Source organism: Stenotrophomonas sp. STEN030 (assembly GCF_056759995.1).
The window spans coordinates 1-15,978 of record NZ_JBRREB010000043.1 but is presented as its reverse complement, the minus strand read 5'-3'; the positions used below and the strand labels follow the sequence as shown (position 1 = coordinate 15,978).

Below are 15,978 nucleotides of genomic sequence, written 5' to 3'. Positions count from 1 at the left end.
TGGGGCGATCAGAAGCGATAATTGATGCGGCCAAACCAGTAGCCGCCGGTCGTGCTGATGCTGTCGACACTGGCGTAGTTGAAGACGTAATTGGCTTTTTCGCCGGCACTGCGTGAGGCCTCCGGGCGCTTGCGCTGGCGTTCGTCAAACAGGTTGTTGATACCCGCATCCACGCTCCAGCCATGGCCGATGTCATAGCTGCCGCCAAGATTGGTTACCAGTAGCGGTGAGAGCTGGTACTTGTAGCCATTGTTGATGCTCTTGATTGGCCCGAAATAGGTGGCATCCAGACTCAGTTGCCACGGGCCGCTGCTCCAGTGCACACCGGCCAGCTGGGTGTAGCGCGGGGTGTGGTAACGCAACGCGTACTCGGCGTTCTGGTTCAGCAGGTTGATATTTGGCAGCTGCTGCAGGGCGGTGGGTACGCTTGCTACCTGCTGGATGTCGGTGCGACCGAGGTTTGCCGCATAGTTGTAGCGAAGTCGCCCGATTGCCGTTTGCTGGGTGGCTTCCAGGGTGAGTTCGACGCCGCGCGTGCGGGTGCTGCCTACGTTGGTGATGTAGCTGGCGTAATAGGCCTGACCGGGCGTGATGCTGATGCCGGCGGCACCGAGCAGCGTGTCGATGATGGCCTTCTGTCCGGCGTTGATCGGGCTGCCGCTGCCATCGGTGACAGCATTTGGGTTGGTGGAGTCGTAGCCAATCTGGCTGGATTGCCCCAGCTGGTTGCGGATATTGATCTGGTACACATCTACGGCAGCATTGAAGCTGGCATTGGGCGTGAAGGTGATGCCCAGGCTGTAGTTGGTGGCCTTTTCCGGTTCGAGTGGGGTGGCACCCAGGGCAACGGCCGTGGGTGAATTGACCCGCGCCACCAAGGTAGTGCCGCATGGGCAGTTGCCGGTAGCTTGATAGAACTGTCCGCCCAGGCCGGGGGCATGGAAGCCGTTGCTGATCGTGCCGCGCAGCGCCACGACATCGGTGAAGTCAAAACGGCTGGAAAGGCGCCCGGTAGAGACGCTGCCGAAGTCGGAGTGGTCTTCGTAGCGCCCGGCCAGATCCACAAACCAGCGTGCAGTGACGTTGGTTGAAGCGCCGGCATAGATGGCCTTGCTGTTGCGGCTGGCGTTTACTGCATCATCAGCGGAGTTGCCAACGAAGCTCGCCGCGCCATAGCCCAGGTAGGACTCGGGTTGCCCTGCCAGACGCTTGTACTGCTCATGTTGGTACTCAGCGCCGATGCTGACCTCCAGAGGTGAGGTGAACAGGTCGGTGTTGAAGGCACGGCGAAGGTCCAGGTTGTTGACCAGCTGCTGGTAGTCGACCTTGCCGTCATACAGATCGGTGGGCGAGCCCGGATAGGGCAGGGAAAAGTTGAGCGAGTCGCGGGTATAGGTACGGATGGTGTCGCGATTCCAGGTGGCGCTAAAGTCGTAGTTCCATTGCGCCAGACTGCCTTTTACGCCAACGGTGCCGCTGTACTGCTGTTCCTTGGTTTCTATCGAAGGTGAGAAACCGTCCGGGTACACCGCCAATGCGCCGGGATTGAGCGCGGCAATCGTGGTGGGGAGCCGATAGTTCTGGATGGCATTGCCGGTACGATCCGCGGCGTTGAGAGTGACGTAGAAATCAGCCTCCTCTCCGAGCGGGTGCCCAGCGTTGATCACAGCCGAGGTCAGTCGATAAGAGGGGCTGCTGTAGATTTTGTTGGCATCGCGGCCAGCGCTGCCGTCGTACCAACTGGCCGGGTAAAGAACGCGACGGATCGCATGCTGTTGCACGGTGTTCTCCGCCGATACATTGACGAAACCGGTGTTGCCCCAGGGCAAACCGAGGTTTCCGCGCAGACTGGTACGGCTGCCGTCGCCGTCGTAGCTCTGTCCGCTTTCCACTGCCACCGCACCGCCGCTGGCATGGGCTTTGAGGATCACATTGATCACCCCGGCAACGGCGTCCGAGCCATAGATGGCCGATGCCCCATCGCGCAGCACTTCGACATGGTCGATGGCCGAGATCGGGATGAGCCCAAGATCTGCCCAGGAGTGGCCGGGAAACGCGCCGCCATTGGCCCCACTGACATAGGCGCTGGCGTTGCGGCGTTTGCCATTGACCAGTACCAGCGTGTAGCCAGGTGAAAGATTGCGCAGCTGATAGCCGCGGATCAGGCTTTCCTGGTCGGATTGGTAACCGCCTACTTGGCTCAGCGAAGGCAGCGCACGCTGCAGGGCATCAAGCAGGGTGGCCTGGCCGGTAGCGGCCAGCGCGTCGGCGGAAATGACATCGATCGGCGTGGAGCTGTTGGCGACCGTGCGGGTACTGTTGCGGCTGCCGGTGACCACCACAGTGTTCAAGGTCGAGGCTGCGGCGGCCGGCGCCAGGACATCATTGGCGCTGGCTGTTGATGACAGCGCCGTGGCCAGCAGCAGCGCTGCGGATGCTGCGCGCAGGGGCGGATGGGAAGCAGGTTTTGGCAGCTGCCGGTAAGCGGGCATCGTGGCGGGACTCGTCGTTTGGGGGGACGGGTCCTATTCAAGTTGCAGTTGAGGTTGGCGAACATGCGCAAAGGCGTCAGCGGGCGGTCAAGTCCGGCCACGCATATGACAGAGCGTCATCTGTAAACAGCCTGCGGCTGTAAACGATCTCAGGTTCTGGACACGTGCGAGCGGCTTGCCGTGCGTAGTATCGAGACCTATGAACACACTCACCGAACCGGATTCCTCAGCGCCGCTGGTGGCGATTCTGGCTTACGACCAGATGGGGATGTTCGAGTTTGGTTGCGCGGTGGGCATGTTCGCTCCGGTACGGCCGGAGCTGCAGGTGGACTGGTACCGCACCGGCATCTTCGCCAGCGAGTCCGGGCCGCTGCGGGCCTTGGGTGGCATATCGGTGGAGGTGCCGCACGGGCTGGAGTTGATCGATGAAGCCGATATCGTGCTGATCCCTGGTTGGCGCAACCCCGATGAAGCACCGCCGCCACAACTGCTGGATGCGCTGCGCCGTGCCCACGCGCGTGGTGCGCGCCTGGCCAGCATCTGCTCCGGTGCATTCGTATTGGCGTGGGCCGGCCTGCTGGATGGCAGCAGTGCAACTACCCATTGGCGGCTGACCGAACGACTGGCACAACTGTTCCCGAATGTGGCGGTGCGTGCGGACGTGTTGTACGTCGACGGCGGCCAGATCATCACCTCGGCAGGCTCTGCCACCGGCATGGATATGATGCTGCACATGGTGCAGAAGGATTACGGCAAGCGGGTTGCAAACCTGGTGGCGCAACGGCTGGTGCTTGCGCCTTGGCGTGATGGCAATCGCAGCCAGCTGGTTCCACGTGCCATTCCGCATGGTGAGCCCAGCCGTCTGGCGCGGCTGATGGAATGGGTGCGCGACAATCTTTCGCAGGAACACACCCTGGCTAGTCTGGCCACGCAGGCGCTGCTTAGTCAGAGGACCCTGCAACGGCAGTTCATGGATGCCACCGGCGTGTCGCCGATTGACTGGGTGATCCGTGAGCGGGTGGCCTATGCCAAGGACTTGCTTGAGACCACCGCGCGGCCGCTGCAGTGGGTCTGCGAGCAGGCCGGGTTTGGATCGCCGGAGTCATTCCGGCGCCATTTCCGGGCCGCTACCGGAACCAGCCCGGCGGCCTATCGTGCAGGTCTGGGCATAGTCGGTGAGGCTACGAGTGTTCCGCAAACCGCGCTTGGCCTGGTTGCTGCGCGCTGAGCTGACAAAGGTAAGAAGACTCGGCCGGGTGCAGCTGGCTGCACCCGGCGTGGAGTATCAGGCGGCCGGCAACAGCGGTCGCAGTACCGGTTCCAGCTGTTCGCGACGCCAGCCGGCCAGCGCGGTCGGCCATTCGCCGCTTTCCAGCAGTGCTTCAAGGTGCTTGCGCGAGGCCAGCAGCCCCTCGGGCAGTTCCAGCTCGGCACTGCGCTTGCTGACTGCATCCTGCAGGCGTTTGATGGTGTTCTTGTTGCTGTCGGTGGCCGGCAATGCCATCGGTGCGTCGGCTTCGTCGGCGAGCGGGGTGTTCAGCGCTTCCCATACCTGCTGGGCCAGCTTGCGCGGGGCCTTGGGGAAACGACCGAAAACTTTCAGCATGGCCTCGTAGTCGGCTGGTGGGGTGCGCGCCAGCACGTTGGCCAACTCGTTGTCCAGGATCCAGCTGCGCGGCTTGTCGCTGCTGCGTGCCTGTTGGTCGCGCCAGCGCAGCAGGCGCAACAGGCGCAGCTGGGCGTCGCGCTCCAGCACCTGCGAGGAACGCATCGACAGATGCGGCCAATGCTCGCCTTCGTCGCCCTCGACGCTGGCCAGCAGGCGCTCGCCATCGTCCTGCAGCCATTGCATGCGGCCTGCGGCCTGCAGCTTGGCGCTGATGGTGTCGTGCATGGCGAACAGGTATTCGACGTCGTCGGCGGCGTATTCCAGCTGCGCGTCGCTGAGCGGGCGCTTGAGCCAGTCAGAGCGGGTTTCGCCCTTGGGCAGGGTGACGCCGGTAATTTCGGCCACCAGCTTCTGGTAGCCCATGCCGCCGCCGATGCCGGCCAATGCGGCACCGATCTGGGTGTCGAACAATGGCCGCGGCAGCGCGTCGCAGGCGCACTTGAAGGCGACCAGGTCTTCGCTGGCGCTGTGCATGATCTTGGTGATCGAGGTGTCGGTCAGCCAAGGCTTCAGCGCCTCGCACATGCCGGGTATCAGCGGGTCGATCAGCAGGATTTCATCGCCGACGGCCATCTGCACCAGGGCCAGCTGCGGCCAATAGGTGCGTTCGCGGATGAATTCGGTGTCCAGCCCGATCCGGCTCGGGCGCTGGCGGTAGCGTTCTTCCAACTCCGCCGGGTGTTTGATCCAGTAAGCCACGTGGGGTTCCGTCAACTGCAGGGTTTGCTCAGGCAGGCGAGAATAGCCTAACGTCGGGCCGCTCCCGGGAAAGTGTGCAAGGTAATGGAGGCGTTTTTGGGTAAAACCGGCCAATTGTTGGGTCTGACCGCGCTATTGCTGGCGTTGGCGGGGTGTAGCGGCAGTGCGCCGCAGCCGCCGTCGGCTGCGCCAAATGCGGAGCCTGCAAAGAAACCCAGTTTGAGCGAGCGGCTGGAAGCCAGGGCTGAGGCGCGCGCCGAAACCAAGGCCGAGGCGGCCGCTGCTACGAAGGCGGAGCCTGCAACGCCCGATCCCACGCCGCAGGTTGAGGACATCACGCTGCCGGTCTGGGACGCGCCGGAAGTCAGCCTGCAGCCCGGGCAGCTGGCCGAAGCACGCAAGGCGGCCGACAAGGCGCTGGCCGAGGACAGGCTGTACCGCGACGCCGAGGACGCCATTCCGCTCTACCTGGCGATCCTGGCCCAGCAGCCGAACGACAGGGTCGCACAGCGCGGCCTGGACAAGGCCCGGCAACGCCTGCGCGCGCAGGCCACCACCTTGATGGCACAACCGGAGAATCAGCGCCAGGCCCTGGCCCAGGCTGCCGAGATCGCTGGCGTAGCGGTGGCGTTGGCGCCCGAGGGCAAGGCCGAACAGGACTTGCAGCAGCGCATCGCAGTGGCGCGGCGGTTGCTGGCGCTGAACCGTGCAGGCGAGCAGGCGCTGCGCCAACACCAGTTTGGCGAGGATGGCGGCGGCGCACAGGCGGCGTTCCGCGAAGTGCTGGCGTCCGACCCACTCAACAGCCGCGCCCGGCAGGGCTTGGCGGCGGTGGAAAGCGGCCTGATCCGCCGTGCTGAACATGCCGCCGCGATGGAGTCGGATTTCGCCGCAGCTGCGCGCTGGCTGGACAAGGCCACCACCATCCGCGGCGAAGCGGTGACCTTGAAGGACGCCCGCGCGCGCATCGAGGGCATCCGCACCGCCCAGCTCGATGCGCTGCGCGAAGGCGGGCTGCGTGATCTGGTGTCGTCCAAGGGCCTGAAGGATGCGCGGCTGAAGCTGGCCCAGGCCGAGCGCATCGCGCTGCCCGGCGATCGCACCGTGGCCCTGCTGCGCGAACGCATCGAACTGGTCACCCATTACGGCAGCTTCCGCCCGGGCCAGGTGTTCAGTGATGCCTTGAGCGAAGGCAGTCGCGGCCCGCAGATGGTGGTGGTGCCGTATGGCAGCTTCCAGATGGGGGCGACCGAGGGTGAGATCGGCAGCAGCGATGCCGAGCGCCCGCAGCATCTGGTGAACTTCGAGCGCGGTTTTGCGATGTCGATCACCGAGGTCACCGTGGCTGATTTCCGCCGTTTCGTGGAAGCGGCCAAGGCGCGTCCGCGTGCGACCCGGCGCGGCCATTCCATTGTCTATGACGAGCGCAGCGGCAATTTCATCCGCCGCAGCGGGGTGGATTGGCAGTCCGATTACAACGGCGTCAAGGCCGCACCCAACAGCCCGGTGATGCATGTCAGCGTGCGCGACGCCGAGGCCTATGCGGCCTGGTTGAGCGAGCAGACCGGGCGCTATTACCGGCTGCCCAGCGAATCGGAGTTCGAATATGCATTGCGGGCTGGCAGCCAGGGGCGCTTCCCCTGGGGGCGCTCGATGACGCCACCGGAGAACAGCGGCAACTTCACCGGCAGCCTCGACGTATCGCCCAGCGGCCGCCACTGGAACAACGCCTTCATCGGCTATGGCGACGGATTCTGGGGCACCGCGCCGGTGGCGATGTTCCGTGCCAACGCCTGGGGCCTGCATGACATCAGCGGCAATGTCAGCGAGTGGGTGGCCGATTGCTGGCATGCCAGCTACCGGCGCGCACCGGCCGACGGTGCGGCCTGGTACAACCCTGGCTGCCGACAACGGGTGATCCGCGGTGGCAACTGGGCCAATGCGCCGGAGCAGACCCGCGCCGCTTGGCGGCAGTCACAGGACTCGGACGTCACCTCGGCGCGCATTGGATTCCGTCTGGTACGCGGAATTTGACCTTGCCGCGGCGTACGCTAGCGTTACCATCGGCCACGGCCAGCCCGGCCCAGACGGAATCCAACCATGCGACAAGATCCTTTCGGTAACCAAGGCAATGGCGGCCAACGTCGGCGTGGCGGCGGCCTGTTCGGGAATATCCGCTGGGTGATCCTGCTGGGCTTCGCGGTCTATGGCGGCTGCTATTACTTCGGCAATCGCTCGGTGGACCCGTATACCGGCGAGAAGGTGCTGATCGACAGCTCGCTCAATGCCAGCGAAGAAAAGGCGCTGGGCCTGCAGGCCTACCAGGAGATCCTGGCGCAGGAGCGTCCGGTCGACCCCAATTCGCAGATCGCCCGCCAGGTGCGCGAGATTGCCAATCGCCTGATCGCCAAGGTCGACGTGGTGGAAACTTCGCTCGCCCAGGAGCACGGCCTGCAGCCGCAGCACTTCGCCAAGGACTTCGAGTGGGATGTGAACGTACTGCAGTCCGATCAGGCCAATGCCTTCTGCCTGCCCGGCGGCAAGATGGCGGTCTATACCGGCTTGATTCCAGTCGCACAGAACGCCGATGCACTGGCAGTAGTGATGGGTCACGAAATTGCCCACGCGCTGCTGCGCCACGGTGCCCAGCGCATGGCCCAACAGAAGCTGACCCAGATCGGGCAGATGGCCGGCGCCGCCAGCGGCATGGACGGCCAGCAACAGCAGATGATGATGTCGGCTATGGGCTACGGCTATCTGCTGCCGTATGCGCGTTCGCATGAAACCCAAGCCGATGAAGTTGGGCTGATGCTGGCTGCCGCTGCCTGCTTCAACCCGGAAGAGGCCGTGCCGCTGTGGCAGCGCATGAGCGAGGCCAGTGGCGGGCAGGCGCCGCCGGAGTTCTCTTCCACCCATCCCAATCCCGGCACCCGCATCCAGAACCTGCAGGCTTTGATGCCCAAGGCGCTGGAATACAAGCAGCGCTTCTGCACCGCAGGAGCGGCCGCAAGATAGCGAGCGCCGTAGCAGATTGCACAAAGACGTAACGAACGCCGGTGGATGCTCGCCGGCGTTCTTGCTTTGTAGTCAGAGGTGGCGGATGCGACGTGGTGCGTTGTTGGGTTTTGGCGTGTTGTTGATCATGGTGGCGGTCAGCTGTGGCTGGGCGGCGCATGGCAAGCGTATGAACGCTGGCCGCTACGGCAAGGTGCAGGTGGTGGAGCCGCCGGCCGCGGCGCGAGGTCTGGTGATCTATTTCGCAGACCCGGCCTTGCCGCAGGCGCAGCGCATGCAGTTTGCCGGGCAGTTGGCGCAGGCAGGCGCATGGGTGGCTGTAGTGGATGCTGCGCGCTATCGGAAACAATTGAGCAGCGGTAACGGCAGCTGCCGGGCGATGGCCGACGATGCTGCGCTGCTTGCCCAGAAGCTGCTCAAACGCGAGCGCGCCGAGCAGTTCTTCCTGCCGGTATTGTTTGGCCAAGGCAGCAGCGCTGACCTCGTGCGCGCCAGTGCCGCCGGAGCTGCACCGGGTGAATTTGCGGCGGCGCTGGTCACTGCGGCCGGTGCCGGTTCGAGTGATATCGGCTGTGCTGGTGGAACGGCCGCCGTGCAGGTCAAATCCTTGTCGGAGCATGCGCTGCTGGCCGCTTTACCAGCGACGCTGAGCGCCGCACCCGCACAAGGTGTGGCGACGCTGCCGCTGGTCGAGATGCCAGTCGCTGGCAGCAAACGGCTGGTGGTGCTGATCTCAGGCGATGGTGGCTGGCGCGACCTGGACAAGGGCTTGGCACATGAACTCAACCAGCGCGGCATATCCGTGGTCGGCTGGAACAGCCTGCGTTACTTCTGGAAGAAGCGCACCGCAACGCAGTTGGCTACCGATCTGGACAGTGTTCTGCGCAGCTATCGGCAGCGTTGGCAGGCCGACGATGTGGCGCTGGTTGGCTATTCGTTTGGTGCGGATGTGCTGCCATTCGCCTATCCGCTGCTCAGTGAGCAGGAGCGTGGTCCGGTGCGGCTGGTGTCGTTATTGGGGCTTGCGCACGGTGCTGATTTCGAGGTGCGGGTGGGTGGCTGGTTGGGCTGGTTCCGGGCCCAGGAAGTGCCTGTGCAACCTGCATTGGCGGGCCTGCAGCCAGTAGCGCATCAGTGCATCTACGGCACCGACGAGAAAGACAGCCTATGCCGCGACCTGCGGGGTGATGCACACATGCAGGTGGTCGAACTCCCCGGCGGGCATCACTTCGACCGTGACCCGGGTAAACTCGCAAAGATCATCGTCGATCGTTGGGATGCGGCACCGGCTCAGCCCTGAGCGGAGCCGCCTATCGCTGGTTTTGTGCTGATCTGCTCAACCCGTAGCTGCAGCTCACCTTCGGCCAGGCGCGCGCGCAACTGCTCGCCGGGTTTGACCTGCTCGGCGCTACGCACCAGAGCGCCGTCTTCAAATTTGGTCAGGATCGAATAGCCGCGCGCCACGGTTGCCAACGGGCTCACCGCTTCCAGCGAGCGGGCGATACCGCGCAGGCGCAATGCGTCGCGCTGCAACTGGCGTGCCATGGCTGCATGGGCACGTGGAGCCAAGGTCGCCAGCTTCTCGGCCAATGCACTCAAGCGGCGTTGTGGCTGGGTGCTGCGTAGCACGGTGGCAGCGTGCCGCAGTCGAGCTGCGCGACGCTCCTGTTGTTGTTGCCAGGTCGCGTGCAGGCGTGCGAACGCAGCCTCCTGGCGATGCTTGAGCAGGTTCAGTCGTGCCTGCGGGCTATGCGCCTGCAACCGCAAGGCGGCGCGGTCGGCGCGCTGCATGGCCTGGCTCATCGCGTGTACCTGCAGCTGCTGCAGGCGCTGCGCCAGCCGGCGTACCCGCAGCGCGAGATCGCGTTGATCCGGCACCAGCAGCTCGGCGGCCACGGACGGCGTCGGCGCGCGCAGATCGGCGGCGAAGTCGCTCAGGCTGAAGTCGGTTTCGTGGCCTACCGCCGAGACCACCGGCGTGTTGCTGTTGGCGACTGCGCGCGCCAGTTGTTCATCGTTGAATGCCCATAGGTCTTCCAATGAACCGCCACCACGGGTAAGCAGAATCACGTCGTAGCGGCCGCTGGCATCGGCCTGGCGCAGCAACGAGGTGATCTGCGGTGCCGCGGTTGCGCCCTGTACCAGTGACGGCAGCAGCTCGACTTCCAGCATCGGGAAGCGCCGTTCCAGCACGCTCAATACGTCGCGTACGGCGGCGCCACTGGGCGAAGTGATCACCGCAAGGCGGCGTACATGCGCCGGCAGCGGGCGCTTGCGTGCTGGATCGAACAGGCCTTCGGCTTCGAGCCGGGCCTTGAGCTCGTCATAGGCGCGGCGCAATGCGCCTTCGCCGGCTTCTTCCATGTGGTCGAGGATCAGCTGGTAGTCGCCGCGGGCTTCATACAGGGTCAGGCGGCCACGCACCAATACGCGCATGCCTTCGCGCGGGATGAACTTCAGCCATTGGCTTTTGGGTTTGAACATCGCCGCACGCACCTGCGCGCGGGCATCCTTCAGGGTGAAGTACAGGTGCCCGGAGGCAGGCCGGCTGACACCGCCAAGCTCGCCTTCCACCCACACCATCGGGAACGCGCTCTCCAGAAGATCGCGAGCCAAGGTGTTGAGCTGGTTGGGGGTGAGGACGTCGTTGCTGGAGGTCATGGTTGAACTGCTATGCCGGTAGGACGCTCGGCCACGCCGGGGGCGCAGACGAGCTGACGGCCGCTATCTTACGGGAGCGACTGTGCTAGTCGAAGAAATCGAACAGGGAGATGTCCAGATCGGGGAAATCCAGCCAGGACAGGTCGAAATCAAACCAGCTCGCGTTACTGTCGGTGGCCATCGAGCGCAGCATCTCTGCTTTCATTGCGGCGTAGTCGCAGGCTTCACCACTGGCTGCATGCAACTGGTCAAAGTCGGAATGGGTGTTGAACAGAGCATGTGACCAGCATGCGAGATCGAGGTCGATCTTGTTGCGCCGGTTGGCGTCGCGCACCTGTTGCACCGAGTAGAAGTTGCGCTTGCCGTAGTGGCGAAGCAGGTCGTCTCCGACCAGCTGGGCTTGGCGGCGCTTGTCCCCAGGCGCGATGGCGCAGGGAGCGGGTAACAGTTCGTTGCTCATTCACATTCCTTGTGGAGGCTAAGGGGAGTGATGGTGCTGGAATCGCATAGGCCGTGATGCTAAGGCTTCTGCGCGGCGTCAGCGTGCCGCTGCAAGGCCCACTGCACGTGTTCGCGCACCACTTCGGATGCATGCGCCTGGCGGCTTTGCAACGCCTGCTGCGCGGCGGGCGAGGGGGCGGCATTACCCAGCGCCACCGCGATATTGCGCAGCCAGCGCTCATGGCCGCTGCGACGGATCGGGCTGCCTTCGGTACGGCGCAGGAACTCGTCTTCTTCCCAGGCAAACAGCTCGGGCAGGGTAGCGGTGTCCAGATTATTGCGGGCGCGGAAGTCCGGCTCGTCGGTGCGCTGGGCGAACTTGTTCCACGGGCATACGAGCTGGCAGTCATCACAGCCATAGATGCGGTTGCCCATCAGTGGGCGCATTTCCAGCGGAATCGCGCCTTCGTGCTCGATGGTCAGGTAGGAGATGCAGCGGCGCGCGTCCAGCCGATGCGGGGCGATGATGGCGGCGGTGGGGCAGACATCGATGCAGCGCGTGCAGCTGCCGCAATGCGCGGTGGCCGGCACATCCACCGGCAAGGGCAGGTCGACATAGATCTCGCCGAGGAAGAACCACGAGCCGCCGTTACGGTCGATCAGGCAGGTGTGCTTGCCGATCCAGCCCAGCCCGGCATTGCGCGCCAGCGCCCGCTCCAGCACCGGTGCCGAATCGACGAAGACCCGGTAGCCGAATTGACCGATCTCGCTGGAGATGCGTTCGGCCAGCTTCTGCAGGCGGTTGCGCATCAGCTTGTGGTAATCGCGGCCAAGCGCGTAGCGCGCGACATAGGCGCGTTCGCTGTCATTCAAGGTCGCCCAGGCTTCGGCATCCTCCTTGGGACCGTAATCCATGCCGACCGAGATCACCCGCAGCGTGCCCGGCAGCAGTTCATTTGGGCGCGCGCGGAGGGTGCCGTGGCGGGCCATCCAGTCCATCGTGCCGTACAGACCCTTGCCCAGCCAATCGGCCAGATGTGCCTCATCCTCGCCCAGCTCGATGCCGCTGACTCCACAGCGCTGAAAGCCTGCCTCACGGGCAAGCTGGCGGATGCGCAGCGATAGCTGCGCCGGATTTGCGGCGGTAACGGCTTCAGACATGGCGCAAGTATAGAATTGCCAGCATGTCAGAGCCCGTCGAACTGTTCGATATCGCCGCTGCCCGCCAGATTGATGGGCAAGCGACCGCTGCCTTGGGTGGCGATGCTTATGTGTTGATGCAGCGTGCCGGCCACGCCGCTTGGCAGACCGTGCTGCAGTATTGGCCGCAGGCACGACGCATCGTGGTGGTCTGCGGGCCGGGCAACAACGGCGGCGACGGCTATGTGCTGGCTCGCCACGCCCGCCAGTCCGGACGCGACGTCAGCGTGCTGCACCTGCCGGATGCGTCGCCACGCACACCCTTGGCGCAGCGCGCCTGTACCGATTACCTGGCCGTGGGTGGTCACGTCGAGATTGCCCTGCATTGCCTGCAGCAGGCCGACCTGATCGTCGATGCGCTGTACGGCATCGGTTTCAATCGTGCCCCGCAGGCCGAGGACGCGGCCTTGATCGCTGCGGTCAACGCTGCATTGGCGCCGGTATTCGCGCTGGATGTGCCCAGTGGTGTTGATGCGCTCAGCGGCAACGTGGCTGGCGCCGCGGTACGTGCGGCGCGGGTATTGCAGTTCATCGTGCCGCATCAGGGCCTGCATACCGGTGCGGCGCTGGAGCATGCCGGGCAGCGTCTGTTGGCGGATCTTGAAGTGCCCGCTGCGGCATTTGACGGCGTCAGCGCGAGTGCGCTGCGCTGGGCCAAGCCGCAGTTGCTGCGGGCTCTACCGCCGCGCAGGCTCAACACGCATAAAGGCGAATCGGGACATGTGCTGTGCGTAGGTGGCAACCATGGCAGCGGCGGCGCGGTGATGCTCACCGCCGAGGCTGCGCTGCGCAGTGGCGCCGGTCTATGCAGCGTTGCTACGCGGGCGCTGCATGTGGCGCCGTTGTTGGCGCGCTGCCCAGAGGCGATGGTGCACGCTGTTGATAGTTCCGCAGACTTCGCGCCGTTGTTGGCACGCGCCAGCGTGATAGCACTGGGCCCCGGGCTCGGCCAGGACGATTGGGCGCATGCGCTGTGGGCGGCGGTGCTGACCAGCGGCAAGCCACTGGTTCTCGATGCCGATGGTTTGAACCTTCTGGCAGCGGATCCGCGGCCGCTACCGCAGGCGATCCTCACCCCGCATCCGGGCGAGGCCGCGCGTCTGCTCGGCACCGATACTGCCAGCATCCAGCGTGATCGCTTTGCCGCAGCGCATGCGTTGGCTGCGCGCTACGCGGCGGTGGTGGTGCTCAAGGGTGCCGGTACTGTGATCGCCGCGCCGGGACAGCTGCCGCGGGTCATTGCTACCGGTAACCCAGGGATGGCGGTAGGCGGCATGGGCGATCTGCTGACCGGCGCTGTTGCTGCAGTGCTTGCACAAGGCCTGTCGCTGTTTGATGCAGCCAGCACAGGCGCCCTGCTGCACAGCCTTGCCGGCGACGCAGCCGCCACCGAAGGTGAGCGCGGGCTGTTGCCACGCGATCTACTGCCGCACCTGCGGGCGCTGGCCAATCCATAATGTCTCCCATGATCGAATTGTCTTTGCCCCAAGCCGAGAGCACCGACCTGCTGGGTCAGGCCTTGGCACAGACCCGGCCCGCGCAGGCGGTGGTTCACCTGCAAGGTGATCTTGGCGCTGGAAAATCCACACTGGCCCGCGCCCTGCTGCGCGCGCTGGGCGTGCAGGGGCCGATCCGCAGCCCTACCTACACCTTGATCGAGCGCTATCCGCTGGATACCGGCGAAGCCTGGCATCTGGACCTGTACCGGATCGGCAATGCCGGCGAGCTGGATTTTCTTGGTCTGGACGACGCCAGTGCCGACTTGTGGCTGATCGAATGGCCCGAGCGCGGAGCAGGCGGGCTACCGCCGTTGGACCTGGTGGTGGCGTTGGAGATCAACGGCCATGGCCGTCGTGCCCAGCTGCAGGCACATAGCCCGACCGGTGAAGCCTGGCTTCAGCGGCTGCGCAAAACGGAGCACTTGCAGGGGCTTTCTGCCCTGTAACAACAGGAAGTTACGGCAGGTTGCGGATTATTAAGGGAAAAAATGTTGCAATTACCGAAATCCGGTGATTGAATCCGCTCATGACTACGGGAAACCGCCTGTTTGCATTGTCTGTCGCCGTCGCCGGCCTGTGCCTGGCCAGCGCTTCCGCGTGGGCCGGTGAGGTTCGTGGGCTGGGTTTGAGTGCCGGTGCAACCGGTACCCGCGCCGAGATCCAGCTGGCCGGTGGTGGCAGCTACAAGACCATCAGCCTGGCTGGTCCCAACCGTCTTGTCATCGATTTTCCTGACTCCACCGGCGTGCGCGGCCTCAAGTTGCCCGCGGCCGTAGGTGTGGTTACCGCCGTGCGCACCGGCAACCCGGTGCCGGGCACGTTCCGCATCGTGTTTGATCTGGCCGAATCGGTGGCTGCGTTCAAGCCACAGATGCAGGGGCAAGGTGCCGAGTCCAAGTTACTGATCGAGTGGCCGGGTGAAACCGCGCCGCGTGCGACCGCTGCGGTGGCCGCACCTGTTGCAAGTGCGCCGCCGGCATCCGTGCCGCAGGCCGCTCCTGCAGTGAATCCTGCGCAGGCCCGTGCCGAGGCTGCCCGTGCTACCGCGGCGTTGACTGCGGCGGTGCGTCAGCAGGCGAGCACGCCGCCGCCGGTCCAGGTTGCGCAGAATCCCGCACCAGCGCCGACGCCGGTAACGACTGCCGCCGCCGTTCCGTCGGCAGCGCCGTCTACGTCTTCAGCGGCAGCCATCCTCAGCGGCCAGGGCACTCCGGTTCGCACGACGATTGCCACTGGTGTGCCGACCCCGATCACGCGCCCAGCTGAGCCGGTTGTTGCGGCGGCGGAAACACCTACGCCGCGTCCGGTCATGCCAAGTGACGCGTCACGAATTCGGATGGCGCCTGGCATGCGTAATCTGGTGGTTGCCATCGATCCGGGCCATGGTGGACAGGATCCGGGTGCTGTCGGACCTACCGGCAAGCGCGAGAAGGACGTGACGCTGGCCGTCGCACGTGAGCTGGCCCGTCAGGTCAATGCCACGCCGGGCCTGCGCGCCTACCTGACCCGCGACACCGACGTATTCATCCCGCTGCCGATGCGCGCCCAGCGTGCGCGTGCGGCCAAGGCTGACATCTTCATTTCGATCCACGCTGATGCGGCCGAAAACCGTTCGGCGACGGGTTCTTCGGTTTACGTGCTGTCGACCAAGGGCGCGTCCTCGCAGCGTGCGCGTTGGCTGGCGGACAAGGAAAACGCCGCCGACCTGATTGGCGGTGTCAGCCTCAGCCGTACCGAAGGCACCTTGGCCAACGTGCTGCTGGATCTGGCTCAGAGCGGCAACATGAAGGCTTCTGAAGATGCGGCCGGGCACGTGCTCGGCGGCCTCAAGCGCATCGGCAACAACCACAAGCCGAACCTCGAGCGGGCAAATTTCGCCGTGCTGCGCACCTCCGACATGCCGGCAATGCTGGTCGAAACCGCGTTCATCTCCAACCCGGATGAAGAGCGCCGCCTGATAGATCCGGCATATCAGCGTCGCATTGCCGGCGCCGTGCTGGATGGCGTGCATACCTTCTTCAGCCGTCAGCCGCCGCCGGGTACCTTGTTCGCCGCCCGCGCGCAGGCTGAGATGGATGCTGCCGCTGGCACCGTTGCTGGTGGTAGCAAGTAAAGCAGCACAGGCTTGAAGCCGCTGCTGGCGATGAGGCACCTCAGATCCGATGTCAGAGCGCTGGCGTCGGATTTTTTGCTTTCTGTGGGAGCGGCGTAAGCCGCGAACCAGCTGCAGCGTCCGGCCGCAATGGCGTCGCGGCATTCCCCCCTTCCCCAAGAGAAAGTCCCCCGGGGGTATCGGCGGCTG

12 protein-coding genes are annotated in these 15,978 nt (G+C 64.8%); 7 read left to right on the top strand and 5 right to left on the bottom strand.

Going from position 1 to position 15,978, the window contains the following annotated elements; translation table 11 throughout:
- Positions 1–8: 8 nt before the first annotated feature.
- Complete coding sequence (locus ACVOLR_RS14795; RefSeq protein WP_481537097.1) at positions 9–2,492, bottom strand: TonB-dependent receptor plug domain-containing protein; 2,484 nt, start codon at positions 2,490–2,492, stop codon at positions 9–11.
- 199 nt (positions 2,493–2,691) lie between these two features.
- On the opposite strand from ACVOLR_RS14795, the gene ftrA reads away from it, so the two are divergent.
- Entirely contained in the window at positions 2,692–3,720 is a 1,029-nt protein-coding gene (gene ftrA, locus ACVOLR_RS14790; protein ID WP_481537096.1) for a transcriptional regulator FtrA, read from the top strand.
- A gap of 57 nt (positions 3,721–3,777) precedes the next feature.
- Here ftrA and rnd read toward each other — a convergent pair whose 3' ends face one another.
- Positions 3,778–4,860, bottom strand: a complete 1,083-nt coding sequence (rnd, locus tag ACVOLR_RS14785) for a ribonuclease D (protein WP_481537095.1) — start codon at positions 4,858–4,860, stop codon at positions 3,778–3,780.
- Between the two features lie 96 nt (positions 4,861–4,956).
- Between rnd and ACVOLR_RS14780 the strand changes: the two genes are divergently transcribed.
- The 3 genes from ACVOLR_RS14780 to ACVOLR_RS14770 all read left to right on the top strand — a co-directional run bounded on the left by ACVOLR_RS14780 (position 4,957) and on the right by ACVOLR_RS14770 (position 9,175).
- Positions 4,957–6,894 carry an SUMF1/EgtB/PvdO family nonheme iron enzyme gene (locus tag ACVOLR_RS14780; RefSeq protein ID WP_481537094.1) on the top strand — a complete coding sequence of 646 codons (1,938 nt, stop codon included), beginning with the start codon at positions 4,957–4,959 and terminating at the stop codon, positions 6,892–6,894.
- 66 nt (positions 6,895–6,960) lie between these two features.
- Complete coding sequence (locus tag ACVOLR_RS14775) at positions 6,961–7,875, top strand: M48 family metallopeptidase (protein WP_481537093.1); 915 nt, start codon at positions 6,961–6,963, stop codon at positions 7,873–7,875.
- Between the two features lie 85 nt (positions 7,876–7,960).
- Positions 7,961–9,175 carry a virulence factor family protein gene (locus ACVOLR_RS14770; protein WP_481537092.1) on the top strand — a complete coding sequence of 405 codons (1,215 nt, stop codon included), beginning with the start codon at positions 7,961–7,963 and terminating at the stop codon, positions 9,173–9,175.
- On the opposite strand, the gene xseA is transcribed toward ACVOLR_RS14770, so the two are convergent.
- The 3 genes from xseA to queG all read right to left on the bottom strand — a co-directional run bounded on the left by xseA (position 9,166) and on the right by queG (position 12,138).
- Positions 9,166–10,536, bottom strand: coding sequence for an exodeoxyribonuclease VII large subunit (xseA, locus tag ACVOLR_RS14765; protein ID WP_481537091.1), 1,371 nt, complete (start codon positions 10,534–10,536; stop codon positions 9,166–9,168). The two genes, ACVOLR_RS14770 and xseA, sit on opposite strands and share 10 nt — an antisense overlap.
- A gap of 85 nt (positions 10,537–10,621) precedes the next feature.
- Positions 10,622–10,996 carry a hypothetical protein gene (locus tag ACVOLR_RS14760; RefSeq protein ID WP_481537090.1) on the bottom strand — a complete coding sequence of 125 codons (375 nt, stop codon included), beginning with the start codon at positions 10,994–10,996 and terminating at the stop codon, positions 10,622–10,624.
- A gap of 59 nt (positions 10,997–11,055) precedes the next feature.
- Positions 11,056–12,138 carry a tRNA epoxyqueuosine(34) reductase QueG gene (gene queG, locus ACVOLR_RS14755; protein ID WP_481537089.1) on the bottom strand — a complete coding sequence of 361 codons (1,083 nt, stop codon included), beginning with the start codon at positions 12,136–12,138 and terminating at the stop codon, positions 11,056–11,058.
- A 23-nt stretch (positions 12,139–12,161) separates the two neighbouring features.
- On the opposite strand from queG, the gene ACVOLR_RS14750 reads away from it, so the two are divergent.
- The 3 genes from ACVOLR_RS14750 (at position 12,162) to ACVOLR_RS14740 (ending at position 15,789) form a co-directional block, all read left to right on the top strand.
- Positions 12,162–13,634, top strand: coding sequence for an NAD(P)H-hydrate dehydratase (locus ACVOLR_RS14750; protein WP_481537088.1), 1,473 nt, complete (start codon positions 12,162–12,164; stop codon positions 13,632–13,634).
- An 8-nt stretch (positions 13,635–13,642) separates the two neighbouring features.
- Positions 13,643–14,122, top strand: coding sequence for a tRNA (adenosine(37)-N6)-threonylcarbamoyltransferase complex ATPase subunit type 1 TsaE (tsaE, locus tag ACVOLR_RS14745; protein WP_481537087.1), 480 nt, complete (start codon positions 13,643–13,645; stop codon positions 14,120–14,122).
- Between the two features lie 80 nt (positions 14,123–14,202).
- Positions 14,203–15,789, top strand: coding sequence for an N-acetylmuramoyl-L-alanine amidase (locus ACVOLR_RS14740; RefSeq protein WP_481537086.1), 1,587 nt, complete (start codon positions 14,203–14,205; stop codon positions 15,787–15,789).
- The last annotated feature ends 189 nt before the right edge of the window (positions 15,790–15,978 follow it).